Origin of the sequence: Pseudomonas sp. YeP6b, assembly GCF_025642995.1 — a bacterium.
Classification (GTDB): Bacteria; Pseudomonadota; Gammaproteobacteria; order Pseudomonadales; family Pseudomonadaceae; genus Aquipseudomonas.
Genome location: NZ_CP080090.1, coordinates 2,017,847 through 2,043,568, shown reverse-complemented (window position 1 = coordinate 2,043,568; position 25,722 = coordinate 2,017,847). Strand labels below are relative to the sequence as shown.

The following is a 25,722-nucleotide window of genomic DNA, read 5'->3' as shown; positions in this document are numbered from 1 at the left end:
CCAAGATTGCAGCTATGCCATTACCGACATTAATGAACAATGAAATCCGCGACATGCTCATGGACTGCGGCCTGTTCGACGCCTTGATGCCGGAAGACTTTCACGTCGCCGCCGGCTACTTCAATATCAGCAGCATTGCCCGCGATGAGGTGATTTTCCTTGAGGGCGATGCCGGCACGTTCATGTGCATCCTCCACAGCGGCCAGGTGGCCGTGCAGAAAACCAATCACGAAGGCCAGCGCCTGACCATCGCCACCCTGCGCAGTGGCAGGGCCTTTGGCGAAATGGCGGTGCTCGATGGCGAGCGGCGTTCGGCCAGTTGTATCGCGGCAAGTGACAGCGTGCTGTTGAACCTGGGCAAGGATTCCCTGGAAAAAATGCTCAACGAAGCGCCCAGGGTTGCGGCCAAGATCATCCGTGCGATTGCGATAGCCTTGTCCAAGCGCCTGCGCATGGCCGACGGGCAACTACTCTCGCAACAGTTTTAACCGCCGGGCGTCTTCGGCTTGCTGTCATTTTGCAGCAGGCCGGGCACGCTCTGGTCTTTGGGCGGCGTGGGCAACACGATCGGCACCAGTGCTGGTGAGCCGTTGGCGGTGGCCTTGGGCGCCACAGGCGGGGTGACTTGCGGGTACAACGTCGGTGTTGGCGTACCCGGCGCACCTGGGGTTGGCGCGGGTGCGACCGGCACGGTTTGCAACTCCTGAGCCTGCGCCGCACCCAATGTGAGCGCGCCAAGCACAATGACCGTTAGAATGCTGCACTTCATCGATGGCTCCATGGCCTGACCGGAATGTCGTAAGGCTACTCCCAACCGCGCAAGAATGCCCTTCCCAATGAGATTTCCATGAAACGTTTCGTTCTGCTGGACACCACCCCGATCCCCGATAACGGCGGTGCCTTGTGCCTGTTCGAGTACGGCGAGGATTTTGTCATCAAGATCCAGGGCGGTGACGGCGGCCAGTTGATGAACACGCGCATGCACGGCTCCGAAGACGCGCTGGCGGAGATTCCCTGCCGAAAAGTCGCCGGGCGCCCGGGTTCGCGAGTGCTGATCGGCGGTTTGGGCATGGGCTTTACCCTGGCCTCGGCGCTCAAGCATTTGGGCAAGACCGCCGAAGTGGTGGTCGCCGAACTGGTGCCCGGCGTGGTGGAGTGGAACCGTGGGCCGCTGGGGGAAAAGTCCGGCCGCCCGCTGCTCGACCCGCGCACCGTGATCCGTATGGAAGACGTGGCCAAGGTGCTGCAGGCCGAGCCCCAGGGCTTTGACGCGATCATGCTCGACGTCGACAACGGCCCCGAAGGCCTCACGCAAAAAGCCAACAGCTGGCTGTACTCCGCCGGTGGCTTGGCCGCTTGTGCCAAAGCCCTGCGGCCCAAGGGCGTGCTGGCGGTGTGGTCGGCCAGCGCCGACAAGCTGTTCAGCGACAAATTGCGCAAGGCCGGCTTCAAGGCCGAAGAAGTGCAGGTGTTTGCCCACGGCAACAAGGGCACCCGCCACACCATCTGGATTGCCGAGAAGCTCAAGGGCTAGGCCTCCCGGGCCTAGGTATCTACACATCTTTTTATGGGTTGAGTTCTTTGGTTGTCGCGGGGGCGCGGGGTGCATATCCGTTATTTGGGTAACGGCTGCTATGGGTTCCGCCCTTACGGCGGGTCACTTTTGAAAGAGCGCAAAAGTAACCAAAACGCTCTTGCCCCACCACTCGGCACCTCGCCTAGGCTCGGTGTGCCCTCACGCAGGCTTTGGACCGTGGGCCGCCGCCATGGGCCATCCTTGGCCCATCGCGGCTAAACCGGCGTCCTGCCGGTTTACCCACGCCCAAAGCCTGCGTTCGGCCATCGTGGTTTAACGGGGCGCCTAAGATCAAAAGCAGATCAAGATCAAAAGCAAGAGCACGGCGGCCTAGTAGCCAACCTGAGTGGTTAAATCAAAAGCAAAACCGAGGCGGCCTGCTAGCCGACCTGATCTTGGAGGCTGAACTCAATCTAATGTGGGAGCTGGCTTGCCTGCGATGGCATCAACTCGGTGTACTTGATGGACCGAGGTGTCTGCATCGCAGGCAAGCCAGCCCCACAGAAAAGCAGAGCACTGCGGTGCTGGCAGTCGAACTCGGTCAAAGTGTGGGAGCGGGCTTGCTCGCGAAGGCGGTGGGGCAGTTACACATGAGCTGACTGACCCACCGCCTTCGCGAGCAAAGCCCGCTCCCACATTGGGGATCTCAGTACATCAGGCAGAGAGTGCACTGCCTTGCTTTTGCTGTGCTTCTGCCCTGCTTTTGCTTCTACCACTCAGGTCGGCTACTAGGCCGCCGTGCTCTTGCTTTTGATCTTGATCTTGATCTTGATCTGAGGCGCCCCGTTAACCACGATGGCCGAACGCAGGCTTGAATCCGTGGGTAACCCGGCAGGACGCCGGGTTAGCCGCGATGGGCCAAGGATGGCCCATGGCGGCGGCCCACGGATTCAAGCCGGAGTGAGGGCATGCCGAGCCTAGGCGAGGCACCGAGTGGTGGGGCAAAGACCTTTTGCTTACTTTTGGGTCTTTCCAAAAGTGAGCCGCTGTAAGAGCGGAACCTAAGCAGCCGTTACCGCAGCAACGGATATGTACTCATATCTACCTAAAAAACCCTAGCGCAACACAAAAAGTTGCGTAGATACCTATGCCTCCCGAATGAAACCACTGCGCGGGCCGTCGCTCAGATCGACCGGCGCAGTCGGCTCAAATGCCTCAAGCCTTCCAACACCAGCACCACCACTGCCAACCAGATCGGCAGGTAGGTCATCCATTGGCCCGGTTTGAGCGCGTCTCCCAGCATCAGCGAGACCGCCACCAACAGCACCGGCTCGGCATAACTGAGCAAGCCGAACAGGCTGAACGGCAACAAGCGACTGGCCATGATGTAGGAATAACCGGCCGCCGCGCTGACCAAGCCCATCAACGGTACCAGCCAATACAGCGCCGGGCGCTGCCCCAGGGTCTCGCTGATTGACCCATCCTTGAGCACGAACCACAGCGCCACAGGGACCATCAGCGTCATGTCCAACCATAACCCGCCCAGGTTATCGGTGCCGCAGCGCCGACGCAGGACGAAGTAAAGCGGGTAGCCCACGCACACCACCAAGGTGGTCCAGGAGAACCCGCCCGTGCGATACAACTCATTGGCCACACCCACCGCAGCCAACGCAGCGGCAATCTTTTGCAAATGTGAAAGGCGTTCGCCATAGACGATACGCCCAGTGATGACCATGGTCAGCGGCAGCAGGAAGTACCCCAGCGACACATCCAGGCCGTGCCCATTGAGCGGGGCCCACATGAAGATCCACAACTGCACGCCCACCAACGCACTGGTCACCAGCACACAGGGCAGCAAGGCGGGCTTTGCACGCAATCGCTGGTAGATCAGCGGCACCCATTTCCAATCCCCGGATAGGCACAGCAGCAGCGTCATGAACGGCAACGAGATGAGCATTCGCCAGCCGAATATCTGCTGGCCATCCAAGGGATCAAGAAGGGAGGTAAAGAAATACAGCACGCCAAACAGGAAGGAAGCGGACACCGCCAGAACAACACCTTTAGACACAACAGCCTCTATAACAGATTGCATTTATTTAATTGAAACAAGCAGGCGCACTCACCGGCGCGAGTACACGCAAGACAACCATCAGAACTTTATTAACGGGCACCGAAAACTCATAACTCATACACAGTATAAAACCTGAGCCATACAGTTATAAACATACAGAGCACGTCGATTTTTTTATTATTCTCACGACAATCATCAGACACTTTAACCCGCCTGACTTCAGTCACTGGAAGCAGCACACGCTGGACGAGTGCCGCTGATTTGAAACGCCACGACATCCGCCGCATAGGTTGATGTCGGGTTGGGAAGCCCCGCGCTGCGGGACCTTCACAGTCGTCAGGTAAGACCTGAGGGTTGGAGAACCTGGCACCACCACCGAACACACTAACGGCAGTAGGCCAAGAGACGCCACATTAAAGAAGCTGACAAAGTTAGTCCAACACTTTCTAGCCCGCGAATAACTTTTTTCTTATTTAACCACCCCACGGCATTTAGTTCGATATCTGCCGCACGCTTACTGTATATTTAGCCGCCATACGCCCCAGGCTAATTACTGACCTCTTCTGTCGATAACGTACGGCACTTTCTTTTCGAGCGTATTCTCCAACTCGCTGCGATTAAGTGTGGTGAAGCCGCCCAATTGATGCGCGGTGAAGCCGCTGTCGCCGACCCGCGAGCCCGGCGTCAGGATGACCATGCGCTGGGCGACGGCTTCGACCGCGGTCTTGTAGCCATCCTTCTTGTTCAGGTTGAAGGCACTCAGGTCGATCTGTGTGCGCAGCCAGTTGCCCCAGTAAAACTCCAGAAACTCCGGTGCAATCGCGCCATCCTCCGGCTTGCCGTAGGCGGCTTTGCGAGTGAAGTACACCAGGCTGCGGAACGTGTCGTCCTGCAGGTTCTTGAAGCCCAGGTGCGCCGGCAGTTGCTGCGCCGGCAGGGTTTGGCCTTGATTGTCTTTGAGCCAGACCTTGCGCGCCGCCTCCATGCGCTGCCAGAAGGTGGCGATGTTGGGGCTGTTGCTGAAGTCGTCGGTGACCTTTACCCACATTTTCAGCTGCGGGCCGCCACCGGGCACTTCCCACAGGGTGGTGAAGCTGTGGTGGCCGTCGGTCAGGTACAACAGGCCACCGGGGCCGACCACCACGGTTTTCATGTCCTGCGGGTGAGTGCCCACCGGGTCCTTGCAGGTGAAGCTGGCGGGTTGCTGCAGGTCGGCCTTTTTCGGCACGTTGTCGGCGGCGCCCTGGCCATTGGTTTCGCAGTATTCATCGAACACCTTGGCCTTCTTGTCGGCAAACAAGCCCAAGCTGTAATAAATCTGGTCGAAGCCCACTACGGCCTGGGTGGGGTGCAGTTGTTCGAGGGACACCTCGATCACTTGGCCGGGTTTTGGCGTCGAGAACGCCTGGGCGTGAGCCGCCAGCAGGCTGAACAGCAGCGCAACGGTCCCTGTGTATAAACGCATAGGTTTCAGATCCTTGTGAGTGAAGTGAGCCGATACTACAAACGACTGCCATCGCCAGGCGGTACTGCTGCTGAAAAAGCCAGCAGTCATTTACCTCGCGAGCGGCTAGAATCAACGTTATCCGTGACCCACCAAATAGCCAGGAGCCATGATGAGCTCGACCAACCCGCCCTCCCACACTGCCAAGCTGGACCGCATCCTCGCCGATGCCCAGCGCGACCGGGAAATGGGCTACCGCGACAAAGCCTTGAAGATGTACCCGCACGTGTGCGGCCGCTGCGCCCGTGAATTCGCCGGCAAGCGCCTGAGCGAGCTGACCGTACACCATCGCAACCACAATCATGATGACAACCCCCAGGACGGTTCCAACTGGGAGTTGCTGTGCCTGTACTGCCATGACAACGAACACTCGCGCTACACCGACCAGCAGTACTTCGGCGAAGGCTCCACCAGCAGCCCGACGATTGCCAAGGCCACGCACAACCCGTTTGCGGCGTTGGCGGGGTTGATGAAGAAGGACGACTGAGGTTCTTCTTTGCCTGTCAGGGCCCCATCGCAAGCAAGCCAGCGCCCACATTTGACTGTATTCACACCGCCAAAATGTGGGAGCGGGCTTGCCCGCGACGGCGATGGCCCAAGCACTCCATCACGCCAAGGCCGTATAATCGCCGTTTTTCTCCAAGGCACCCTTCCCCGTGGGCAATAAACGCTACAGCTGCATCGGTTTGTACAACCCCAAATCCCCCGAAAACGTCGGTTCGGTGATGCGTGCCGCCGGCTGCTACGGCGTGGCCTCGGTGTTCTACACCGGCGTGCGTTACGAGCGCGCCCGGGACTTCATCACCGACACCAAGAAGGTCCACCACGACATTCCGCTGATCGGCATCGATGACCTGAAAAAGATTCTGCCGTTAGGCTGCATCCCCGTCGCCGTGGAGTTGGTCGAAGGCGCCCGCCCGTTGCCCGAATACACCCACCCCGACCGTGCGCTGTATATCTTCGGCCCCGAAGACGGCTCGCTGGACAAAGAGATCCGCGACTGGTGCGAAGACGTGGTGTACATCCCGACCACCGGCTGCATGAACCTCGCTGCCACCGTCAACGTGGTGCTCTACGACCGCCTGGCCAAGGGCAATAACACCCGCTCGGGCCCCAAGTACTGATTTTTCGGGAACATCCGGCGCCCGCAAACAGTCAGCTACTTATCACTTGCCCTTGTTGGAGACAGACCATGAGCGACAGCAAAAACCTGCGACCTATCATCGAACACGCGCCATTTGAAACCCAACCCAGCCAAAACGTGCACGGCTGGGAGCGCATCGGCTCGGTGGCCGGCGGCGTGATGATGGTCGGCAAAGGCCTGCGCCGTGGCGGGATCTTCGGGCTGATCCAGGTGGCGATTGGCGGTGTGGCGCTGGTGCGCGGGGTCACCGGGCACAGTTCGCTCAAAGACAAGCTGGAACAGGGCCGCCAGGAAATGAACAGCGTGCGCACGAAGATCGAGCGCGCTGGGGAAGAGCTGAAAAACCTGAAGACCAAGGCCGAAGTGGCGGCCGAGAAAGCCACCAAATAATCAGGCTGAACCCACTCTCCAAAATATTGGAGATCCAAATGTGGGAGGGCTTGTGTGGGAGCCGGGCTTGCCCGCGATGCAGGCACCGAGGTGTATCAGTTACACCGCGGTGATGCTATCGCAGCATAGGTATCTACCCATCTTTTTATGGGTTGAGTTCTTTGGTTGTCGCGGCGGCGCTGGGTACATATCCGTTATTTGGGTGATGGCCGATATTGGTTCCGCTCTTACAGCGGGTCACTTTGGAAAAGAGCCCCAAAGTAACCAAAGGGCTCTTGCCCCACCACTCGGCACCTCGCCTAGGCTCGGTGTGCCCTCACTCCGGCTTTGGGCGTGGGCCGCCGCCATGGGCCATCCTTGGCCCATCGCGGCTAAACCGGCGTCCTGCCGGTTTACCCACGCTCAAAGCCTGCGTTCGGCCAGCGTGGTTTAACGGGGCGCCTCAGATCAAGATCAAAAGCAAGAGCACGGCGGCCTAGTAGCCGACCTGAGTGGTTAAATCAAAAGCAAAACCGAGGCGGCCTGACAGCCGACCTGATCTCTGAAACTGAACTCAATCTAATGTGGGAGCTGGCTTGCCTGCGATGGCATCGGCTGGTTATGCCTGACACACCGAGGTGCTTGCATCGCAGGCAAGCCAGCTCCCACAGAAAAGCAGAGCACTGCGGTGCTGGCTGCCGAACTCGGTCAAAACTGTGGGAGCGGGCTTGCTCGCGAAGGCGGTGGGTCAGTTATATATGAGCTGACTGACCCACCGCCTTCGCGAGCAAGCCCGCCCCCACATTGGGATCTCGGTACATCAGACGGAGAGTGTGCTGCTGTGCCTTTGCCCTGCTTTTGCTTCAACCACTCAGGTCGGCTACCAGGCCGCCGTGCTCTTACTTTTGATCTTGATCTTGATCTGAGGCGCCCCGTTAACCACGATGGCCGAACGCAGGCTTGAATCCGTGGGTAACCCGGCAGGACGCCGGGTTAGCCGCGCTGGGCCAAGGATGGCCCATCGCGGCGGCCCACGGATTCAAGCCGGAGTGAGGGCATGCCGAGCCTAGGCGAGGCACCGAGTGGTGGGGCAAGAGCCCTTTGGTTACTTTTGGGGCTCTTTTTCAAAGTGACCCGCCGTAAGGGCGGAACCCTAAGCAGCCGTTACCGCAGCAACGGATATGTACTCAATCTACCTAAACCATCACAGGCTAAAAGCTACACAAAAAGTTGCATAGATACCCATGGCTATCGCAGGCAAGCCAGCTCCCACACAAGCCCTCCCCCATTTTTAATTTGCGCATGGATGGAAATCAGCGCAGCAGCTTGGTATCCAACACCACCGACGACTCGCCGATCACGCTTTCGGCCAATTGCACAAACTCCGCCGTGGTGATGCTGTTCGCCCGCATCACCGCCTGCGCGAGGTCATCCAGCGAGCGCTTGTTGTGGGTCTTCACACGGATCTCGCGGTCCAGCTCCTGCAACACCACAACCGCCCGCGCCACCGTCGCACCACTGATGTGTTCGCCACGCAGAGTGCTAACCTGCGCGCCTTCCTTGGCCAACCGCGCCTGGATCGCCGCGTAGCGCTCATCGGTGATCCCGCCCGCGCGGCGTAGCAGTTCAATGGCGTAGTACTCGCCAAGCCCTTCGCTGATCCAATCACTGGTGTCGTGGTCGTTGAAACGGCCGATGGCTTGCACCACCTCACGGATCAATGCACTGCTGCCATTTTCGCTGACCAACGGCGTGCGGCTGTTGAGGTAGATCGAGTCGCGCGCCGAGAACACGCCACGGCGCATTGGGTCGCTGGCGCCCACCACCAGCAGCTTGGCCGGGTGACGCGGGAACGCCGCCTCAACCTGCGGCCAAACGAACGTCAGCAATGTCAGCACATCCATGCGACGCATGGCCTGGCCCTTGGGCGAAGCCACGGTGACTTCGGTTTCGCCCAGGCGCACGCGGCGGCTGCCGAGGGTGCCGGCGAGCATCCAGCCGGTGGGCCGGTCGAGCAAGCGGGAAACATTGTCGATACGGAATTTGTTCTTGCCGATACGCGGCCAGGCGGTTTCGACGCTTTTCCAGCCTGACGGCAGCTCGAACATCAGGCGCGACACCAGCTCAATGCCGTCCTGCTGGTCGAGCCGTGCAGCCGGCACCAGGTCTTCCCCCCGAAACAGCGCCCAGCTCGGCGTCATCCGCGCTTCATACAGGCCTGGCTTGCGCGCGTGGGTGAGGCGCACTCGGTAGGTCAGGCTGGCCTTGTCGGCGCTGGGCTGCCACAGCCCACGGTGACCGGTGACTTTCCATTGGCCATCGGCCTTGAAGTCGCTGTAGTCGCCATCGCGGCCCAGGTCGAAGTCCAGGCTGCGCACCGCCGAGCCTTGGGACAGGCTCACACGCACCTCGGCCTGATCACTCTGGGGCAGCAGTTTGACGTGGTAGTCCAGGTCGACTTTCTTCGCGCACCACGCAGGCAGGCTCAGCGCCAGCAACACGAAAGAGGCCGCCAGCTTGGTTACCACCGTCATACACACTCCTTTTTTTCAGCCCGCGCGAAAGATCAGGTAATCCTCCCAGTCATCTTCAGGCACGCTGCCTTCGGCGAGCATACGGCCGGACTGGGAAATGCGTTCGTGGTGCACGGCATCGCGGTCGCCACAGACCAAGTGGTGCCACAGTGGCAGGTCCTTGCGCTCGCTGACCAGGCGGTAGCCGCAGGTTGGCGGCAGCCACTTGAACTGGTCGGCCTGGCCCGGGGTGAGCTGAATACAGTCGGGCACCGAGGCGCGGCGGTTGGGGTAGTCGGTGCACTGGCAGGTTTTCAGGTCCAGCAGTTTGCAGGCGATGCGCGTGTAATAGACGCTGTTGTCGTCTTCATCCTCAAGCTTTTGCAGGCAGCACAGGCCACAGCCGTCGCACAACGACTCCCATTCCTCCTGGTCGAGCTGATCAAGGGTTTTGCGTATCCAGAAAGGTTCGACTTTGGCGGCCATGGCTCTACATCAGTATCGGTAGGTGAAAAGGCCGCCAGTCTAGTGCCCACGGCCTCTGGGGCCAAGCGCTTACGACTGGCGGTGTAACAACACTTGTCAGTCTAGTGGCCGCGCAGTAGCTTTGAGCGCCGAATTGACGATCAGGAACAGCCCATGACACGCGTTGCCGATTACCCGATCCACACCCAGTTCACCGAACGCTGGTCGCCCCGCGCCTTTACCGGCGAGAGCATCCCGCAGGACACCCTGCTGAGCTTTTTCGAAGCCGCGCGCTGGGCGCCGTCGGCTTACAACTCGCAGCCATGGCGTTTTCTCTACGCGCGCCGTGACACGCCGGACTGGGAGCGTTTCCTGGGTTTGCTCAATGAATTCAACCGCGGCTGGGCGCAACACGCCTCGGCCCTGGTGATCATCGCCTCGAAAACCGACTTCACCGCCCCCGGCGCCACCGAAGAAACCCCGGCGCTGTGGCACACCTTCGACACCGGTTCGGCCTGGGGCCACCTGGCGCTGCAAGCCAGCCTCAGCGGCTGGCATACTCACGGCATGGCCGGTTTCGATCAGGAACTGACCCGCAAAGAGCTGAAGATTCCAGCCGGTTATGCACTGCACGCGGCGGTGGCTGTGGGCAAGCTGGGGGACAAGTCGAGCTTGCCGGAGTACCTGCAAGGGCGTGAAGCGCCAAGCCCGCGCAAGCCGCTGAGCGAGCTGGTGTCGGAAGGTGACTTCAGCCTGTAAGCCTTACTGAAATCCCTGTGGGAGCGGGCTTGCCTGCGATAGCAGTGGGCCAGTCACTGCATGGCAGGCTGGTACACCGTCATCGCGGGCAAGCCCGCCCCCACATTAATAACCGCGCTCGAAATCCACTTCGCCGCGCAATGCTTCCTTGGCCTGATAAGCCCGCAGGTTCTGCACAAACAACTCCACCATCATGCTCGGCGAGGTCGGCGCGGAACTGTGCCCGGTCAACAACAGACCCCAGGCGGTCCAGAACGGATGACGTTGCGGCAGGGGTTCCTGGCGGCACACATCGATTACAGCGCCAGCCAAATGCCCTTCTTTCAACGCCTCGACCAGATCCGCATCGACCACGGCCACGCCACGCCCAACGTTGATAAACAACCCGGTCGACTTGAATTGCTTGAACAGCGCCGCGTCGTACAGGTCATGGGTGTTGGCCGTGTTCGGCAGCAGGTTGATCACATAATCCACCTCGCCTACCAGGCGGCCCAGCTGATCCAGCCCGGCCACTTCGATAAACGGCGCCTGCTCACGCGCGGAGCTGGCGATGCCGTAAAGCTTGACGCCAAACGGCAGCAGAAAGTCGGCAACGCTTTGGCCGATATCGCCGGTGCCGACGATCAGCGCCTTGCGCCCCGCCAGGCTCTGGCCCATGCGGTTGTCCCATTTGCGCTCGACCTGGCTGACCAGGCGCGCGAGCACTTCGCGCTCGTGGCCGAGCATGTAGGTGAGGACGAATTCAGCCATGACCTGGCCAAAAATGCCGACTGCGCGGGTCAGGCGATAGTCGCGGGGCAAGCCATCGGCGAGCAGCGGCGTGACACCGGCCCAGGTCGATTGCAGCCACTGAGGCTGGTGCCCCTGGCGCAACAAGGTGGCGAGCAGATCCGGCTGGCCCAGCCATACCGGGCAATCGGCGGCCAGGCGCGACAATTCGGCTGAATCGCCGCTGGTCAGCACCTCGACGTCCGGTGCCGCTTCACTGAGCAATTGAGCGTAGAGCGGGTAATCCTGTTCAGCAATCAGAACACGCATGGTTCAAACCTTTCAAAAACACTGCAGACGGCCGCCCGCATCCTTACGGCCACCACCCACTTATACGTTTGCATTGAAGAATGTGCCCTGGGCAGGGCACTGTCCGATCACATCGGGTCGTTGCGGCGCAACAGCTCTTCGGGCAAGTGCTCGATGTACTCGTCCTCGGCCGGTGGCATTTGCAGGTGGTAGCCCTGCTTGTCGAGGTTTTCCAGGACCACGGTGATGTCCTCACGGGACAGCTTGCGCTCTGGCGTCAGGATCATCTCGAACGCGAGATGGGCCTTGCCGAAGGCTTCCATCAACGGTTCCGGCACACGCTCCAGCGCATCGCTTTTCAGCACGTAGAGGTACATCCCGTCTTTTTTCAAGCTGCGGTAGATGGAGCAAATACGTTTCAAGGCTGTTCTCCGGCAGTGGCCAGGCTGTCGAGCAGCGCTTGGCCCATCAACTCGCGGCGCCAGCCACGCAGCGAGTCTGGCAATTTATAAGGCCCATCGGGGTAGCCGCTTTTAACCAGGGCTTCGAGGGTTTTCTTGCGCAGCATCAGCTCCGGCGCCATGTCCAGGCGTTCGGCTTCGGCCTGGCCCAAGGTACGCAGTTGCTTGATCAGCGTGGCGGCGTCCACCGGCAGCGGTTCAGCCACGGCGGGTGGCCATTGGTCCATGGACACGCTGCCGGCACGTTTGATCAGGTCCAGCAGAAACTGGCCATCCTGACGCACGGTGCGCGGGTGCATGTCTTCGATTTTGCCCAGCGCGGCGAGGTTATCCGGCTGGGATTTGGCCAGGGGCCACAACGAGTGTTCACGAATGATACGGTTGCGCGGCAGGTCACGGGCGCGGGCTTGCTGCTCGCGCCAGGCGCACAGCTCACGCAGCACGGCGAGCTGGGCGCGGGACAGTTTCCACGCCAACTTGGCGTCGCGGTACACCTCGTACGGGTCCACCTCGCGGCGCAGGTTGGCCACCAGTTCGGCGCCGTCTTCCAGCACCCAAGCGTATTTGTCGTCTGACAGCTTCGGGCGCAGGCGGATGTAGACCTCGGCCAAGTGCACCGCGTCTTCGGCGGCGTAGCTCACTTGGGTCTCGGACAATGGCCGCTGCAGCCAGTCCGAGCGGGTCTCACCCTTGGGCAACTCGATATCCAGCACGGCTTGCACCAGGCGCGAGTAGCCCATGGAGAAACCGAGGTTCAAGTAAGCCGCCGCCAATTGAGTGTCGAACAACGGCACCGGCAGGCTGCCGGTCAGGCGCAGCAACACTTCCAGGTCTTCGCTGCAAGCGTGCACCACCTTGATCACCGCTGGGTTTTCCAGCAAGGCGGCCAAGGGCTGCCAGTTGTCGATGGTCAGGGGATCGATCAGGTAAGCGCGCACGCCATCACCGATCTGGATCAGCCCGGCAATGGGGTAAAAGGTGTCGACCCGCATGAATTCGGTGTCGAGGGCGACGAATGGCAACTGCTGCCATTCGGCGCAATGCTGGCCGAGGCTATCGTTGTCGCAGATCCAGTGAATATCGATGGCCACACGGCTCTCCCTTGAAGAATGGCGCGCAGTATATATCGCGAAAGCCCCTTGCGAGCATCCGCAGTGCACACACCATCATGAAAACTCCGACAAGAGATGAAGAATAGTCGGACAGGCAGGAGTTAGCCTCTCTTACGCAGGACGTAGACCCGCCACAGCTTGGAGCCCGGCAGGAATTCCTGATGGTTGAGTATGTTGAAACCCGCTTGGCGGAACTCGCCCTCGACAGGCGTATGCGCATTCACGGAAACGATCACCGTGTCGCGGCTGACCCGGTGGAACTCGCGCAGCAGCGCCAAACGCCCGTCACTGTTGGGTACATGGCGAAACAATTCCAGGCAGAAAATGCAGTCAACCGCATTCGCCGACAGGCCGATGGAAAACGCCGAGCCCTGGAATGTTTTGACGCGCTTGAGCAATGACGCCGGATGGTGGGTGTACGCGTGGTCGAGCATGGCCTGGGAGTTGTCCGAGGCCAGGATCACCCGGTTGATGTGTTCGGCCAACACCGGCCAGAACCGGCCAGAGCCACAGGCCAGGTCGAGGATCAGCCCCGGCTCGCCGGCCACCTTCAATGCCTGGCGCACCAACCGATCATCGCGCCAGGCCGCTAGGCGCTTGAGCAGCGCTGGCGGGCGTGTGTCGCCGCAGACCCTGGCATGCTCACGGTCACAGCGCTCGGCGAATTCAGTCTCGATAGAGGATGGAGTAGGTGACGACATCACGGGCTCATGTGTGTGGAACGGTAGTGAACGACCTTGATTCGCAGCTTAACGACTGCAACGTGAAAAAAAGGTCGAAGCCGTGAATGACTTGAGATTGCACGCGTTTGGCGGTGCGCTGAGTACCTATCCGTTGCTGCAGCAACGGATAAGCCCCCAGCGCCCCCACACAGACTCACGCCTGATGCAAATACCACCGCCAATCCTGCTCCCCCACCTCCCCCATAAACTGGCGATATTCAGCGCGTTTCACCGCCAGGTACACCCCGAGAAACTCACCGCCAAACGCATCCCGCGCCCAGCTCGAACCTTCCAGAGTACGCAAAGTGGTGAGCCAGTCAGTCGGCAGCAATTCCTTGGCCTGGGCATACCCGTTGCCCTCCACCGGAGCACCAGGGTCACGCTGTTCGCGGATACCCCGGTGGATGCCAGCCAGAATCGCAGCGGCCGCCAGGTAAGGGTTAGCGTCGGCACCACAGATACGGTGCTCAATGTGCCGGGAATTGGCCGGCCCGCCGGGCACGCGCAAGCTGACCGTGCGGTTATCCACCCCCCAAGTGGCGGCCAGCGGCGCATAGCTGTTGGCCTGAAAGCGACGGTAGGAATTGGCGTTAGGACAGAACATCAGCAACGAATCGAGCAACGTGCTGAGCATACCGCCCACCGCCTGACGCAATAGCGGCGTGCCATCGGCAGACTCGCTGGCGAACAGGTTATTGCCGTGGACGTCCGCCAGGCTCACGTGCATGTGCATGCCCGTGCCCGCCAAGTCATCAAAGGGCTTGGCCATGAAACACGCAGTCATCCCGTGTTTATGCGCCACGCCCTTGACCAGCCGTTTATAGCGCACCGCTTCGTCCATGGCTTGCAGCGCATCAAAGCGATGTTCCAGGGTGATTTCAACCTGGCCCGGCGCGTATTCGGAAATCGCCGTGCGCGCCGGGATGCCTTGCAGTTTGCAGGCGCTATAAAGGTCGGCAAGGAACGGCTCGATCTGCTCCAGTTCGCGCAGGCCATACACCTGGGTCGAGCGCGGGCGATTACCGTCCACATCCCGTGCCGGTTGCGGTCGGCCGTTGCTGTCGGGCTTCTGGTCGAGCAGGTAAAACTCCAGCTCTGCCGCCATCACCGGGTAATAACCGTCGGCCTTTAAGCCGTCGATCACCTTGGCGAGCAAATGCCTGGGGTCGGCCACGGTGGCGGGCAGGCCTTCGGTGGGGTGCATGCTGACTTGCACCGCCGCCGTCGGGATCAGGCGCCACGGCATGCGCTGCAAACTGCCGCTGATCGGGTAGGCGCGGCAGTCGATATCGCCGACGTCCCACACCAGCCCGGAGTTTTCCACGTCATCGCCGTTAATCGTCAGGCCAAGGATGGTGCTGGGTAACGGCCGGCCACTTTCGTACACCGCCAACAACTCATCGCGGTGCAGCAACTTGCCGCGTGGCACGCCGTTGTTGTCGAGGATAAACAGCTCGAACATCTCAACGTCCGGGTTCTGCTCAAGGAAAGATTGGGCTTCGTGCAGGCTGGCAAAAACACTCATTGGAATTCTCATACGTTTGCGGCAGGCGGGCGCACAGGCACCGCCGGGCAGATGCGCACAGGTGCGCGTCATCCATGGGGCAGATCAACGTAGGAGAGCAGTATCGGGTGGGCGCGCGTGTCGGCAGTGGAACAAGGCCCAGAAGGCCAGCTCGGAGGGGAGTGCCTCGACAACCGTCGGACAGCTCGGCACTAATGCGCCAGGCAGCGTCGCGGGGTGAGTGTCGGGGGAACCGTCCATGCAGGATTCACAATGAGGTAGATGCCCGGCAGCCTCACACGCCTGGATAGGTGGTTAAATTCAGGGTTGATGGAGTTTGGTTGCAAACTGGCTAAACATTGCGCGACCCTTGCTACCTGAGCGCGCTGCTGGAAATAATGACCGCCCCCGATCATGCCCTAAGGACTCGACCACATGAAAGCGCCCCTAGCCCTGTGTGTACTGGCGAGTATCGCAACCACCGCCCTGGCCGACACCGCGCCATCGCGCCTGGATGAAGTGCTGCAGCGCGGCACGCTCACCGTCTGCACCACCGGCGACTACAAGCCCTACACGTCACTGCGCGCCGATGGCCGTTATGAAGGCATCGACATTGCCATGGCTGAGTCACTGGCCAAAAGCTTGAATGCGAAAATCACCTGGGTGCCGACCACCTGGAAAACCCTGATGCCGGACTTCCTGGCCCAACGCTGCGACATCGCCGTGGGCGGTATTTCGGTGTCGCTGGAACGCCAGAAAAAAGCCTTCTTCAGCCAGGCCCTGGGCGTGGATGGCAAGATTCCGCTGGTGCGCTGCGCTGATGTACAGCGCTACCAGACCGTCGAGCAGATCAACCAGCCGCAGGTGCGGGTGATCGAACCGGCGGGCGGCACCAACGAAGTCTTTGCCCGCGCTCATCTGGGCCAGGCGCAGATTCGCCTGCACGACAACGTGACGATTTTCGACGAATTGTTGGCGGGCAAAGCCGACGTGATGATCACCGACGCCAGCGAAGCGCGCTTCCAGCAAAAGCTTAAGCCTGGGCTGTGTGCCGTCAACCCTGAACAGCAGATGCAGTACAGCGAAAAAGCCTTTCTGCTGCCCCGCGATGATGTGGCGTGGAAAAGCTACGTCGACCAGTGGTTGCACTTGAGCGTCGCCACCGGCGTGTACAGCGGCATCGTCAATCAGTGGCTCGCGGCGCCCTGAGCCAGAACCGTCTACGCTGTTGCCAAACCTACAATATTGAGGGATGGGTAATGAAAGGACTGCTCCGACTCACCTGGCTGCTGCTGTTGTGTTTCAGTCAGGTGCACGCGGCCACTCAGGATAAGGACGCACAGGCTGCCAAGGCCCTACTGGAAAAGGCTTTGGCCTATTACCAGAGCAACGGCGACAAAGCGTTCGCCGCCTTCAGTCGCCAAGGTGACTTCATCGACCACGACCGCTATGTGTTTGTGGTTGATACCTAGGGCGTGCTGCTTGCCAGCGGCGGGCCCTCCTCCGCGCTGATCGGCCGCGACGTATCCGAGCAGCTCGGGCCGGACTTGCAAGCCTCGTTCAAGCAAGCGCTGGCCGTACCCGAGGGCCAGGGCATCCAGCAGGCCGACTACCGCTGGCAGAACTGGAATGACGGCAAGGTTGAGCACAAGCATGTGTTTTATCAGCGCGTGAGCGAACGGATTTTGGCAGTCGGTTATTACCTGCCTCGAGCCACACCGGAACAGGCGCGTGGGCTGCGCAACAAGGCGGTGAACGCGCTGATGAAGGATGAAGCCGGCACGCTCAAGGCGATCAACGCGTTGCAGGGCGGGTTTCTGCAAGATGATTTGTATGTGTTTGTGGTGGACCTGAATACCGGGCGCTATGTGGCGTATGGCACCAACCTGCGCCTGGTTAACACCGACTTCGCCAAGATCAAGGACCCGGATGGCAAGCCGGTGGGCGAGCCGATCCTCAAGATAATGGCCGAGCAGGATCAGGGTGAGTACAAGTACCGCTGGAAAAACCCGGTGACAGGTAAGGTTGAGAACAAGCACGCGTACTTGCGCAAGGCCGGGCATTTTATGGTGGCGGTCGGGTACTACAGCCCCTGAGCAGAATTGAAATGCAATCCACTGTGGGAACTGGCTTGCCTGCGATAGCGGTGTATCAGTTTCACCGCTATCGCAGCACAGGTATCTACGCATCTTTTTATGGGTTGAATTCTTTTGTGGTCGCGGGGGCGCTGGGTACATATCCGTTGCTGCGGTAACGGCTGCTATTGGTTCCGCTCTTACAGCGGGTCACTTTTGGAAAAGAGCCCCAAAAGTAACCAAAAGGGCTCTTGCCCCACCACTCGGCACCTCGCTCACGCTTCGGTGTGCCCTTGTAAGATGATTTTCATCTGCTTCAGACCGTTATGCCCTCGGATTTCGAGATCGTGAGTGAGCGTGGGTCGAAGCAGATTCCTTCCTAAACTAGTCCGAACGGTTGCCAGGGCGCGAAGCCCGATTCTGCAAGGTTGGACGTGAGGAAAACACCATGGACCATGACTCTGCGTTTGTCGGAATTGATGTTTCCAAAACAAGCTCGACTCATTTGTCAGCACCACTGGCCAAGTCGAACAGTTTTTCAATACTCAAGAAGGTATCCAGCGTTTAGCTAAACATCTCAAGGCTCAGGAGCCGGTTTTGGTGGTGTTGGAAGCAACTGGGGGTATGAGCGGCTTGCGGCTGCGGAGCTTTGCGCTGCGGGACTGCCAGTCGTTGTCGTCAACCCCGCCAGGTGCGTGATTTCGCCAAAGCTACCGGTCGGTTGGCTAAAACCGATGCTCTGGATGCCCAGGTGATTGCGGAGTTTGCCCAGGCGGTCAAACCCGAGATTCGAGAGATGCCAGATGAACACTCGTGAGCTGGCAGATCTACTCACTCGACGCCGCCAACTCATCGACATGATCGTGGCGGAGGAGTCTCGGCTGAAGCAGGCGGTATTCAAGGCACTTCGAAGAGACATCAAGGCACATATCACCTGGCTTCAAAAGCGGCTTAAAAGCACAGACGATGACTTGCACGAAGCCATCAAGGCTTCCCCGGTCTGGAAGGCCAATTATGATTTGCTACGCGAGGTCGCTGGTGTTGGCAACGTGCTCGCACTTTCGCTGCTGGCGATGGTTCCGGAGCTGGGCAAGGTTAATCGCAAACAAGTGGCTGCCTTGGTTGGTGTGGCGCCTTTAACTGCGATAGCGGCCTCTACAAAGGGCGTAGACGGATATGGGGTGGTCGAGCTGAGGTTCGAAGTGTGCTTTTACATGGCCGTCTTGTCCTCGAAGAGCCATAACCCGGTGATCGAGAGGTTCTACAACCATCTGCTTGCTGCAGGAAAGACGAAGAAAGTAGCGCTGGTTGCATGCATGAGAAAGCTGCTGACGATCTTGAATGCGATGGTGCGCGATCAAAAGCATTTCGCTGAAATGGCTTGAATTTCGACACGGTTGCTCACTCCGGCTTTGGACCGTGGGCCGCCGCCATGGGCCATCCTTGGCCCATCGCGGCTAAACCGGCGTCCTGCCGGTTTACCCACGCTCAAAGCCTGCGTTCGGCCAGCGTGGTTTAACGGGGCGCCTAAGATCAAAAGCAGATCAAGATCAAAAGCAAAGAGCACGGCGGCCTAGTAGCCGACCTGAGTGGTTAGATCAAAAGCAAAACCGAGGCGGCCTGGCAGCCGACCTGATAGTGGAAGCTGAAACTCAATCAAATGTGGGAGCTGGCTTGCCTGCGATGCAGACACCTCGGTCTATCAAGTACACCGAGTTGATGCCATCCCAGGCAAGCCAGCTCCCACAGAAAAGCAGAGCACTGCGGTGCTGGCAGCTAAACTCGGTCAAAATTGTGGGAGCGGGCTTGCTCGCGAATGCGGTGGGTCAGTCAGCTCATGTGTAACTGACCCACCGCATTCGCGAGCAAGCCCGCTCCCACATTGGGATCTCATTACATCAGCTAGATAGGGTGGTGCTCTGCTTCTGCCTTGCTTTTGTTTCAACCACTCAGGTCGGCTACTAGGCCGCCGTGCTCTTGCTCTTGCTCTTGCTCTTGCTCTTGCTCTTGCTCTTTGCTCTTGCTTTTGATCTTGATCTTGATCTTGATCTTGATCTTGATCTGAGGCGCCCCGTTAACCACGATGGCCGAACGCAGGCTTGAATCCGTGGGTAACCCGGCAGGACGCCGGGTTAGCCGCGATGGGCCAAGGATGGCCCATGGCGGCGGCCCACGGATTCAAGCCGGAGTGAGGGCATGCCGAGCCAGGCGAGGCACCGAGTGGTGGGGCAAAGACCTTTTGCTTACTTTTGGGTCTTTCAAAAGTGAGCCGCTGTAAGAGCGGAACCCTACGAAGCCGTTACCGCAGCAACGGATATGTACTCAATCTAACTAAACCATCGCAGGCTAAAAGCAACACAAAAAGTTGCGTAGATACCTATACCCATCGCAGGCAAGCCAGCTCCCACAGTTCGCTCATCATTGTGTCAATTACTTAGCGTTGTCTTCACGCCCGCGCAGCACGCGGTTAGGCATCGCAAGCGCCGCCGCCAACCCCAGCAACGACACCGCCGCACTCACCATCAACAAATGCCGAAACGTCACCGCCAACTCCCCGCGCAATGCATCCTGCGCAGGCCCTGGCGCGGCGTTCAAGCCGTCCAGCAAGACATTCCCGGAACTGCCTTCGGCCACCAGCGCACCGCTGGCCAAGTGCGCAAAGCTGGAATCCTGCAACAACGCCAGCAACAAGGCCGACATGCACGCCACGCCCACCGCCCCGCCTAACGAGCGAAACAGGTTGGTGGTGCTGGTCGCAACGCCGATATCCCGCTGCTCGACCGAATTCTGCGTCCCCACCAGGGACGTAGGAAACTGCATCCCCGCCGCAATCCCGCACAACAACATGAACACCGCCGTCAGCCACACCGCCTGCGGCGCACTGTAGGCCATGCCCAGAATCGCAAACGGGCTCAACAACGCGCCCGTCAAGATCATCGGCTTATAACGCCCGGTCACCGAGGTCATGCGCCCGGCAAAATAGGCGCCCATCGGCAAGCCCATCGCCAGCGGCAGCAAGTGCAGCGCGGCACTGTCGGCGCCTGAGCCTGTCACCGTCTGATACCGCAGCGGCATCAGTACGGTCAGGGAGATCGCCTGGAAGCTGGTGAAGAAAATCGTGCACCAGCACAGCACCGCGCTGCGGTTGGCGAACAGGTGCATCGGCAGCAAGGGTTCGCGCGCACGGCGTTCATGCCAGACAAACACCGTGAGCGCCACCAGCGCACAGACCAGCAGCCCCAACACTTGCGGGTCACGCCAATGATGGCCCTGGCCGATTTCAGTAATGCCCAGCAACAAGGCGGTCAGGCCGACGATCATCAGCACGGTGCCGAGATAATCGATGATCGGCTTGCGCTGCGGCACCGGCAGCCCCACCAGCGTGCGATGGGCCACGTACCAGGCGCCGGCGCCCAGCGGCAGGTTGATCAAAAACACCCAGCGCCAGGACAGGTACTCGGTCATGTAACCGCCGAGCACCGGCCCGGCCACGCTGGCCACCGCGTACATGCTGCTGAAGTAGCCCTGATACCGCCCGCGTTCACGCGGTGGAATGATGTCGCCGATGATCGCCTGGCTTACCGAGATCATCCCACCGGCACCGATGCCCTGGAGAATCCGCGCCAGCACCAGTTGCTCCATGCTTTGGGCCATGGCGCAAAACAGCGAGGCCAGGGTGAACACGCCCATGCCGATCAGCATCATCGGGCGGCGCCCATACAGGTCGCCGAGCTTGCCGTAGATCGGCACCGCCACCGTCATCGCCACCATGTAGCCAGAGATCACCCAGGCCAGCAGGTTGACGTCGTGGAACTGCGCGGAGATGGCCGGCATGGACACGGCGACAATGGTCTGGTCCAGGGCGCCAAGGAAGATCGCCATCATCAAGGCGGCCAGCACACTGCGCACGGCGGGGACGGGTTGGGTGGGCTGATTGAGGCGGGTCACGGCAGAACCTTCGAGCAAGGCCCGCAGGAAAGGAAGGGCCTGCGGGAATGCTCGATACGATAGCAGGCTACTCGATAGCTTCGTAAGGAAGCCCGACGTAATTTTCTGCAATGGTTTTGCGACCCGCCTGCGAGTGGATGAAATATGCCAGCTCGCTGTCGGCAATGCGCTGGCTGAAGCCGTCCGCCTCGGGAAACTGGTGCAGCATCGAGGTCATCCACCAGGAGAACCGCTCGGCCTTCCACACCCGACGCAGGCAGATTGCCGAGTACTTTTCCAACAAGTCCACGCGCCCCTCGCGATACACCTTGAGCAGGATGCGAAACAGCGTGCTCACATCGCTGGCGGCCAGGTTCAAGCCCTTGGCGCCGGTGGGCGGCACGATATGCGCGGCATCCCCAAGCAGGAACAGGCGCCCGTATTGCATCGGCTCCACCACAAAGCTGCGCAGCGGCGCGATGCTTTTCTCGATGGAAGGCCCGGTGACCAGTTGTTCGGCCAGTTGGCTCGGCAGGCGAGTTTTCAGCTCATCCCAAAACCGTTCATCCGACCATTCATCCAGCGGCTCTTCAGCCGGCACTTGCAGGTAATAACGGCTACGGGTCGGCGAACGCATGCTGCACAGGGCAAAGCCGCGTGGGTGCTTGGCGTAGACCAGCTCCGCGTGCACCGGCGGCGTGTCGGCAAGAATGCCCAGCCAGCCGAAGGGGTAGACGCGCTCGAACACTTGCAGCGACTCAGCCGGAATCGCCTGACGCGCAACGCCGTGGAAACCATCGCAACCGGCGATGTAGTCGCACTCCAGGCGAAAGGCCTCACCCTGATGTTCGAAGGTCAGCCAGGGTCGATCACTTTTGAGGGCATGGGGCTGCACGTTGGATGCTTCGTACAGGGTGACGGCGCCGGCGGCTGCACGCGCTTGCATCAAGTCGCGGGTGACTTCGGTCTGGCCGTAGATCATCACCGACTGGCCGCCGGTCAAACCCTTGAGGTCGATGTGGCTGAGCTGGCCATTGAGCGCCAGCTCAAAACCGTCATGCACCAGGCCTTCGGCATCCATACGCCGGCTGACGCCGGCCTCGCGCAGCAGGTCGACCATGCCTTGTTCCAGCACCCCGGCACGGATGCGGCCTTGCACGTAATCGGCGCTCTGACGCTCTAGAATCAGGGTCTGGATACCCGCATTGTGCAGCAGTTGGCCAAGCAGCAATCCTGAGGGACCGGCGCCAATAATGGCGACTTGGGTTTTCAGCGTTTTCATTATTTTTATAACCCGTAAGCTTCACCCGAACGGATCAGGTGAAAGAGTTGTCATTCATCATGTTGCTGATCATTTTTCACTTGAGTGGCCGCCATAAGAAGGTGAAAACTGAGACAAAGCCTGCGCTTTTTGCCAATCGGGGCGATTACCGCACCACTATCCTGAGTATCGGATTGAAACCATGACCAAAACTGCCAGTACCGCGATTCCGGTCTTCAAGCTTTACGGGGAAAGCCAGCAATGGCCGACCCCTGATTTGTTGCACTGTGAAACCATTTCCCGGCGCAGCCGGGAGTACCAGTGGGAAATCCAGCCCCACCGGCACGCGGACCTCTGCCAGTTGTTGTACGTGCACAAAGGCCAGGCGCAATTGGAGATCGAAGGCCTGCGCACTACGCTCAGCGAAGCGACCTTGCAGGTGCTGCCGCCTTTGTGTGTGCATGGGTTTCGGTTTGCCGAGGATGTCGAAGGTTACGTCGTGACGCTGTCGGCGCCGCTGGTCAGCTATATGCAGACGCAACTGGGCGCGACGGTGGACGGTTTGCAGACCCTGGGCAGTTACGCGGCAGGCAAGGACAGCGACTACCTCAACAGCCTGTTTGCCCGCCTGCAGGACGAATACGCCGATGAGCAACCGGCGCGTGACATGATGATGCACGCCTTGGTCAGCGTGTTGCTGGTATGGATCAGCCGCCAGGCCATCCAGCGCCGCCACCCGCGAGCACCACGTGGGCGCGAGTATTTCCGGCGTTTTACCCAACTGGTTGAACAGCATTACCGCGAACACCCGAAAATTGAAGACCTGGCCCACAAACTGGGCATCTCGGTCTCACACCTGAACGGCACATGTCGGGAATTGGGCGGGCAGCCTGCGCTGCAGATCATGCATGACCGCCAGTTGCTGGAGGCCAAGCGCCTGCTGACCTACACCAGCATGACCATCAATGAGATGTCGGAGGTGTTGGGGTTTTCCGACCCCACCAACTTCTCTCGGCTGTTTCGCCGACGGGTCGGGTTTTCGCCCAAGGCGTTTCGCGAGCAATTGAAAGCCGATTGATTCGAACGCGGAGCGTGCGTTGCTGCATTCCTTTGCTGCGCGTGGGACCGATCAGGCTGAGCAGCCTACCTGAGCGCGCTGAAACTGCCGGTACGCGGAACACACAGGTCCTGATGGCAGCTAATCGCAAAGGTCGGCTGCATGCGGGTCTGTTCAACCCGGTAGGCGGCCGTGCCGTACAGCGCTGTCGCCACAGCGCACAGGATGAAGATCATTAGGTACTTTCTGATTTTTAGAGTCATGGCACACCTCTGAATGAAACGACTCGGTGCTGTTTAAAGCATAGGTCACTCAGGGCAAGTTGCCATTATGGGGCGCCATTCAACATCTTTATGTCGGGTTCAGAGGCCGATATCCCAAACCGGCTCCTCCGGGAACCGCTGCACCAGGAAATCCAGCAGGCTGCGCAGCGCCGACGGCATGTGTTTGCGCGAGGCAAACACCGCGTAAACATTCATCTGTTGCGGCTCGGCCTCGGGCAGCAAACGGATCAATTCGCCGCTGCGGATGTAGTCACCCGCCTGATAGCTGGGGAGCCGCGCCACCCCAGCGCCCGCCAGCGTCACCCGTAACAGGGTGGTCGCCTCGTTAGCGCTGATATTGCCCTGCACCGCCACCGACACCGGCTCTGCATTTTCGGTGAAGTGCCACAGACTTTTGCCGAAGTAGGAGTGCGTCAGGCAGTTGTGCTCCGCCAGGTCGTGCACGTGCTGCGGGTGCGGATGCTCCCGCAAGTAGGCCGGTGAGGCGCAAATCACCGAGCGGCAGAGCGTCAACTTGCGAGCGATCAGATTGGGGTCCAGCTCAAAACTGGTGCGGATGGCCAGGTCGATACGCTCATCCACCAGGTTCACCGTACGGTCGAGCATCTGCATGTCGATACTGACCAACGGGTAGCGTTTGACGAACTCGACCACGGCATCCGCCAACTGCGCCTGGCCGAACGAGCTGCTGACACTTAGCCGCAGTTGGCCACGCGGCGATTCGTCCGGCTCACTGACGGCCGACTGCATGTCGTTGCACAATTCGAGCATTTGCCGACAACGGGGCAGCATTTCGCCACCCGCCGCGGTAAGGCTGAGCTTGCGCGTCGTGCGGTGCATCAGGCGAGCGCCCACCCAATCCTCAAGCTCGGCCAGATAACGTGAAACCACTGGCCGCGACAGGTCCAACTGATCAGCGGCGGCTGACTGGCTCCCCAGGTCGACTACCGTGACAAACACCCGCATTGCTTGAAGACGATCCATGATTTGCACGCTTTTAGAAACAAACTATGTTTCAGCATCGCATTTTTTGTGGCGTTTAGTGCAACTAAGCTCTGTGCATCCTTTAACGATCACTGGAGCTGCCCCGATGCTATCCACCCTCAAACGCCTGACCCTCGCGACCGCCGCCCTGGCCTTCGCCGCCCAAGCTTCGGCGGCAGCGCTGAAACTCGACGTGTACAACCCTGGTGAAGCTGCGATCTTCCCGGTCAGCTCGGTACTGGTGAGCGGCGAAAAAGACGCGATCCTGGTCGACGCACAATTCGGCAAAGGCCAGGCCGAGCAGTTGGTGCAAAAAATTCGCGCCAGCGGCAAGCACCTGACCACCATCTACATCAGCCATGGCGACCCGGACTACTACTTCGGCCTCGACACCCTGACCGCCGCGTTCCCCGACGCCAAGGTGCTGGCACCGCAACCGGTGGTCGACCATATCAAGGCCACCGTCGCCGGCAAGCTGGAATTCTGGGGCCCGAAAATGGGCGCCGACAAACCGGCAAAAACCATCGTGCCGCACGTGCTTGAAGGCCACAGCCTGACCCTCGAAGGTCAACCACTGGAAATCATCGGCCTGGACGGCCCGCAGCCGGATCGCAGCTTTGTGTGGATCCCCTCGATCAAGGCCGTGGTCGGCGGTGTGGTAGTCGCCGAAAACATCCACGTGTGGATGGCCGACACCCAAAGCGCACAGTCCCACAAGGATTGGCTGGCAACACTGCAACGTATCCAACAGCTGAAACCGACTACCGTGATTCCAGGCCATTTCCTGGGCAGCCCGTCACTGAAGTCCGTGGCCTTTACCGCTGACTACATCAAGGCGTTCGACGTCGAAACCGCCAAAGCCAAGGACTCCGCCGCCCTGATTGCAGCGATGAAAAAACGCTACCCCAACCTCGCCGACGAAAGCTCGCTGGACCTGAGCGCCAAAGTCGCCAAGGGCGAAATGAAGTGGTGAATGG

24 protein-coding genes and 1 pseudogene are annotated in these 25,722 nt (G+C 60.0%); 11 read left to right on the top strand and 14 right to left on the bottom strand.

The window, feature by feature from the left end; all coding sequences use genetic code 11:
- Nucleotides 1–14 precede the first annotated feature (14 nt).
- Complete coding sequence (locus tag KZH41_RS09205) at nt 15–488, top strand: cyclic nucleotide-binding domain-containing protein (protein ID WP_094951186.1); 474 nt, start codon at nt 15–17, stop codon at nt 486–488.
- Here KZH41_RS09205 and KZH41_RS09200 read toward each other — a convergent pair.
- Nucleotides 485–769, bottom strand: coding sequence for a hypothetical protein (locus KZH41_RS09200; RefSeq protein ID WP_083359588.1), 285 nt, complete (start codon nt 767–769; stop codon nt 485–487). The two genes, KZH41_RS09205 and KZH41_RS09200, sit on opposite strands and share 4 nt — an antisense overlap.
- 78 nt (nt 770–847) lie before the next feature.
- On the opposite strand from KZH41_RS09200, the gene KZH41_RS09195 reads away from it, so the two are divergent.
- Nucleotides 848–1,534, top strand: a complete 687-nt coding sequence (locus KZH41_RS09195) for a spermidine synthase (RefSeq protein ID WP_058411058.1) — start codon at nt 848–850, stop codon at nt 1,532–1,534.
- A 1,165-nt stretch (nt 1,535–2,699) separates the two neighbouring features.
- Here the strand turns inward: KZH41_RS09195 and rarD are convergent.
- Both rarD and KZH41_RS09185 read right to left on the bottom strand, forming a co-directional pair.
- Nucleotides 2,700–3,584, bottom strand: coding sequence for an EamA family transporter RarD (gene rarD / locus KZH41_RS09190; protein WP_094953864.1), 885 nt, complete (start codon nt 3,582–3,584; stop codon nt 2,700–2,702).
- A 553-nt stretch (nt 3,585–4,137) separates the two neighbouring features.
- Nucleotides 4,138–5,052, bottom strand: coding sequence for a ParB/Srx family N-terminal domain-containing protein (locus KZH41_RS09185; RefSeq protein WP_263274716.1), 915 nt, complete (start codon nt 5,050–5,052; stop codon nt 4,138–4,140).
- Between the two features lie 151 nt (nt 5,053–5,203).
- On the opposite strand from KZH41_RS09185, the gene KZH41_RS09180 reads away from it, so the two are divergent.
- The 3 genes from KZH41_RS09180 to KZH41_RS09170 all read left to right on the top strand — a co-directional run bounded on the left by KZH41_RS09180 (nt 5,204) and on the right by KZH41_RS09170 (nt 6,625).
- Entirely contained in the window at nt 5,204–5,578 is a 375-nt protein-coding gene (locus KZH41_RS09180; protein ID WP_003210675.1) for a YajD family HNH nuclease, read from the top strand.
- A 169-nt stretch (nt 5,579–5,747) separates the two neighbouring features.
- Nucleotides 5,748–6,215: an RNA methyltransferase gene (locus KZH41_RS09175; RefSeq protein ID WP_003189607.1), complete on the top strand. Its 468-nt coding sequence runs from the start codon at nt 5,748–5,750 to the stop codon at nt 6,213–6,215.
- 68 nt (nt 6,216–6,283) lie between these two features.
- Entirely contained in the window at nt 6,284–6,625 is a 342-nt protein-coding gene (locus KZH41_RS09170; RefSeq protein ID WP_094953866.1) for a DUF2892 domain-containing protein, read from the top strand.
- 1,292 nt (nt 6,626–7,917) lie between these two features.
- Here KZH41_RS09170 and KZH41_RS09165 read toward each other — a convergent pair.
- Together KZH41_RS09165 and KZH41_RS09160 are read right to left on the bottom strand one after the other, a co-directional pair.
- The gene (locus tag KZH41_RS09165) at nt 7,918–9,138 is read right to left on the bottom strand and encodes a hypothetical protein (RefSeq protein WP_242154958.1); all 1,221 of its coding nucleotides are present in this window, start codon (nt 9,136–9,138) and stop codon (nt 7,918–7,920) included.
- 15 nt (nt 9,139–9,153) lie between these two features.
- Nucleotides 9,154–9,603: a YcgN family cysteine cluster protein gene (locus KZH41_RS09160; protein ID WP_094949885.1), complete on the bottom strand. Its 450-nt coding sequence runs from the start codon at nt 9,601–9,603 to the stop codon at nt 9,154–9,156.
- Nucleotides 9,604–9,756: 153 nt separating this feature from the next.
- Between KZH41_RS09160 and KZH41_RS09155 the strand changes: the two genes are divergently transcribed.
- Nucleotides 9,757–10,341, top strand: coding sequence for a nitroreductase family protein (locus tag KZH41_RS09155; protein WP_083359593.1), 585 nt, complete (start codon nt 9,757–9,759; stop codon nt 10,339–10,341).
- A gap of 105 nt (nt 10,342–10,446) precedes the next feature.
- Here KZH41_RS09155 and KZH41_RS09150 read toward each other — a convergent pair whose 3' ends face one another.
- The 5 genes from KZH41_RS09150 to KZH41_RS09130 all read right to left on the bottom strand — a co-directional run bounded on the left by KZH41_RS09150 (nt 10,447) and on the right by KZH41_RS09130 (nt 15,178).
- The gene (locus KZH41_RS09150) at nt 10,447–11,379 is read right to left on the bottom strand and encodes a D-2-hydroxyacid dehydrogenase (RefSeq protein WP_094949886.1); all 933 of its coding nucleotides are present in this window, start codon (nt 11,377–11,379) and stop codon (nt 10,447–10,449) included.
- Between the two features lie 107 nt (nt 11,380–11,486).
- A complete protein-coding gene (locus KZH41_RS09145) occupies nt 11,487–11,780 on the bottom strand; it encodes a YcgL domain-containing protein (RefSeq protein ID WP_083359595.1) in 294 nt (97 codons plus the stop codon).
- On the bottom strand, nt 11,777–12,910 hold the full coding sequence (gene rnd / locus KZH41_RS09140; protein ID WP_242154956.1) for a ribonuclease D: 1,134 nt from the start codon (nt 12,908–12,910) through the stop codon (nt 11,777–11,779). The genes KZH41_RS09145 and rnd overlap by 4 nt, the downstream gene beginning before the upstream one ends.
- Before the next feature lie 122 nt (nt 12,911–13,032).
- Nucleotides 13,033–13,632, bottom strand: coding sequence for a class I SAM-dependent methyltransferase (locus KZH41_RS09135; protein WP_263274715.1), 600 nt, complete (start codon nt 13,630–13,632; stop codon nt 13,033–13,035).
- A gap of 175 nt (nt 13,633–13,807) precedes the next feature.
- Nucleotides 13,808–15,178, bottom strand: a complete 1,371-nt coding sequence (locus KZH41_RS09130; protein ID WP_263274714.1) for a glutamine synthetase family protein — start codon at nt 15,176–15,178, stop codon at nt 13,808–13,810.
- A gap of 414 nt (nt 15,179–15,592) precedes the next feature.
- Between KZH41_RS09130 and KZH41_RS09125 the strand changes: the two genes are divergently transcribed.
- The 3 genes and pseudogenes from KZH41_RS09125 to KZH41_RS09115 all read left to right on the top strand — a co-directional run bounded on the left by KZH41_RS09125 (nt 15,593) and on the right by KZH41_RS09115 (nt 18,617).
- Nucleotides 15,593–16,366, top strand: a complete 774-nt coding sequence (locus KZH41_RS09125; RefSeq protein ID WP_263274713.1) for a transporter substrate-binding domain-containing protein — start codon at nt 15,593–15,595, stop codon at nt 16,364–16,366.
- 50 nt (nt 16,367–16,416) lie between these two features.
- A pseudogene (locus tag KZH41_RS09120) lies at nt 16,417–17,253 on the top strand (cache domain-containing protein).
- Between the two features lie 782 nt (nt 17,254–18,035).
- Nucleotides 18,036–18,617, top strand: a complete 582-nt coding sequence (locus KZH41_RS09115; protein ID WP_263274712.1) for a transposase — start codon at nt 18,036–18,038, stop codon at nt 18,615–18,617.
- A 1,045-nt stretch (nt 18,618–19,662) separates the two neighbouring features.
- Here the strand turns inward: KZH41_RS09115 and KZH41_RS09110 are convergent.
- Nucleotides 19,663–21,180 (bottom strand): MDR family MFS transporter, encoded by a 1,518-nt coding sequence (locus KZH41_RS09110; RefSeq protein ID WP_242154939.1) that lies wholly within the window; start codon nt 21,178–21,180, stop codon nt 19,663–19,665.
- 67 nt (nt 21,181–21,247) lie between these two features.
- On the bottom strand, nt 21,248–22,432 hold the full coding sequence (gene pobA / locus KZH41_RS09105; RefSeq protein ID WP_176463002.1) for a 4-hydroxybenzoate 3-monooxygenase: 1,185 nt from the start codon (nt 22,430–22,432) through the stop codon (nt 21,248–21,250).
- A gap of 190 nt (nt 22,433–22,622) precedes the next feature.
- Between pobA and KZH41_RS09100 the strand changes: the two genes are divergently transcribed.
- Nucleotides 22,623–23,498 carry a helix-turn-helix domain-containing protein gene (locus KZH41_RS09100; RefSeq protein WP_094953222.1) on the top strand — a complete coding sequence of 292 codons (876 nt, stop codon included), beginning with the start codon at nt 22,623–22,625 and terminating at the stop codon, nt 23,496–23,498.
- A 65-nt stretch (nt 23,499–23,563) separates the two neighbouring features.
- Here KZH41_RS09100 and KZH41_RS09095 read toward each other — a convergent pair whose 3' ends face one another.
- Together KZH41_RS09095 and KZH41_RS09090 are read right to left on the bottom strand one after the other, a co-directional pair.
- Entirely contained in the window at nt 23,564–23,740 is a 177-nt protein-coding gene (locus KZH41_RS09095; RefSeq protein WP_242154937.1) for a hypothetical protein, read from the bottom strand.
- Between the two features lie 99 nt (nt 23,741–23,839).
- Nucleotides 23,840–24,745 carry a LysR family transcriptional regulator gene (locus KZH41_RS09090; RefSeq protein WP_094953223.1) on the bottom strand — a complete coding sequence of 302 codons (906 nt, stop codon included), beginning with the start codon at nt 24,743–24,745 and terminating at the stop codon, nt 23,840–23,842.
- A 106-nt stretch (nt 24,746–24,851) separates the two neighbouring features.
- Between KZH41_RS09090 and KZH41_RS09085 the strand changes: the two genes are divergently transcribed.
- Nucleotides 24,852–25,718 (top strand): MBL fold metallo-hydrolase, encoded by an 867-nt coding sequence (locus KZH41_RS09085; protein WP_094953225.1) that lies wholly within the window; start codon nt 24,852–24,854, stop codon nt 25,716–25,718.
- Nucleotides 25,719–25,722: the final 4 nt, after the last annotated feature.

What these genes read in the sequence shown, in the direction of transcription:
- KZH41_RS09205 (WP_094951186.1), top strand. Translation starts at nt 15, where the DNA reads ATGCCATTACCGACATTAATGAACAATGAAATCCGCGACATGCTCATG.
- KZH41_RS09200 (WP_083359588.1), bottom strand. Translation starts at nt 769, where the DNA reads ATGAAGTGCAGCATTCTAACGGTCATTGTGCTTGGCGCGCTCACATTG.
- KZH41_RS09195 (WP_058411058.1), top strand. Translation starts at nt 848, where the DNA reads ATGAAACGTTTCGTTCTGCTGGACACCACCCCGATCCCCGATAACGGC.
- KZH41_RS09185 (WP_263274716.1), bottom strand. Translation starts at nt 5,052, where the DNA reads ATGCGTTTATACACAGGGACCGTTGCGCTGCTGTTCAGCCTGCTGGCG.
- KZH41_RS09180 (WP_003210675.1), top strand. Translation starts at nt 5,204, where the DNA reads ATGAGCTCGACCAACCCGCCCTCCCACACTGCCAAGCTGGACCGCATC.
- KZH41_RS09170 (WP_094953866.1), top strand. Translation starts at nt 6,284, where the DNA reads ATGAGCGACAGCAAAAACCTGCGACCTATCATCGAACACGCGCCATTT.
- KZH41_RS09165 (WP_242154958.1), bottom strand. Translation starts at nt 9,138, where the DNA reads ATGACGGTGGTAACCAAGCTGGCGGCCTCTTTCGTGTTGCTGGCGCTG.
- KZH41_RS09160 (WP_094949885.1), bottom strand. Translation starts at nt 9,603, where the DNA reads ATGGCCGCCAAAGTCGAACCTTTCTGGATACGCAAAACCCTTGATCAG.
- KZH41_RS09155 (WP_083359593.1), top strand. Translation starts at nt 9,757, where the DNA reads ATGACACGCGTTGCCGATTACCCGATCCACACCCAGTTCACCGAACGC.
- KZH41_RS09150 (WP_094949886.1), bottom strand. Translation starts at nt 11,379, where the DNA reads ATGCGTGTTCTGATTGCTGAACAGGATTACCCGCTCTACGCTCAATTG.
- KZH41_RS09135 (WP_263274715.1), bottom strand. Translation starts at nt 13,632, where the DNA reads ATGTCGTCACCTACTCCATCCTCTATCGAGACTGAATTCGCCGAGCGC.
- KZH41_RS09130 (WP_263274714.1), bottom strand. Translation starts at nt 15,178, where the DNA reads ATGAGTGTTTTTGCCAGCCTGCACGAAGCCCAATCTTTCCTTGAGCAG.
- KZH41_RS09125 (WP_263274713.1), top strand. Translation starts at nt 15,593, where the DNA reads ATGAAAGCGCCCCTAGCCCTGTGTGTACTGGCGAGTATCGCAACCACC.
- KZH41_RS09115 (WP_263274712.1), top strand. Translation starts at nt 18,036, where the DNA reads ATGAACACTCGTGAGCTGGCAGATCTACTCACTCGACGCCGCCAACTC.
- KZH41_RS09100 (WP_094953222.1), top strand. Translation starts at nt 22,623, where the DNA reads ATGACCAAAACTGCCAGTACCGCGATTCCGGTCTTCAAGCTTTACGGG.
- KZH41_RS09095 (WP_242154937.1), bottom strand. Translation starts at nt 23,740, where the DNA reads ATGACTCTAAAAATCAGAAAGTACCTAATGATCTTCATCCTGTGCGCT.
- KZH41_RS09090 (WP_094953223.1), bottom strand. Translation starts at nt 24,745, where the DNA reads ATGGATCGTCTTCAAGCAATGCGGGTGTTTGTCACGGTAGTCGACCTG.
- KZH41_RS09085 (WP_094953225.1), top strand. Translation starts at nt 24,852, where the DNA reads ATGCTATCCACCCTCAAACGCCTGACCCTCGCGACCGCCGCCCTGGCC.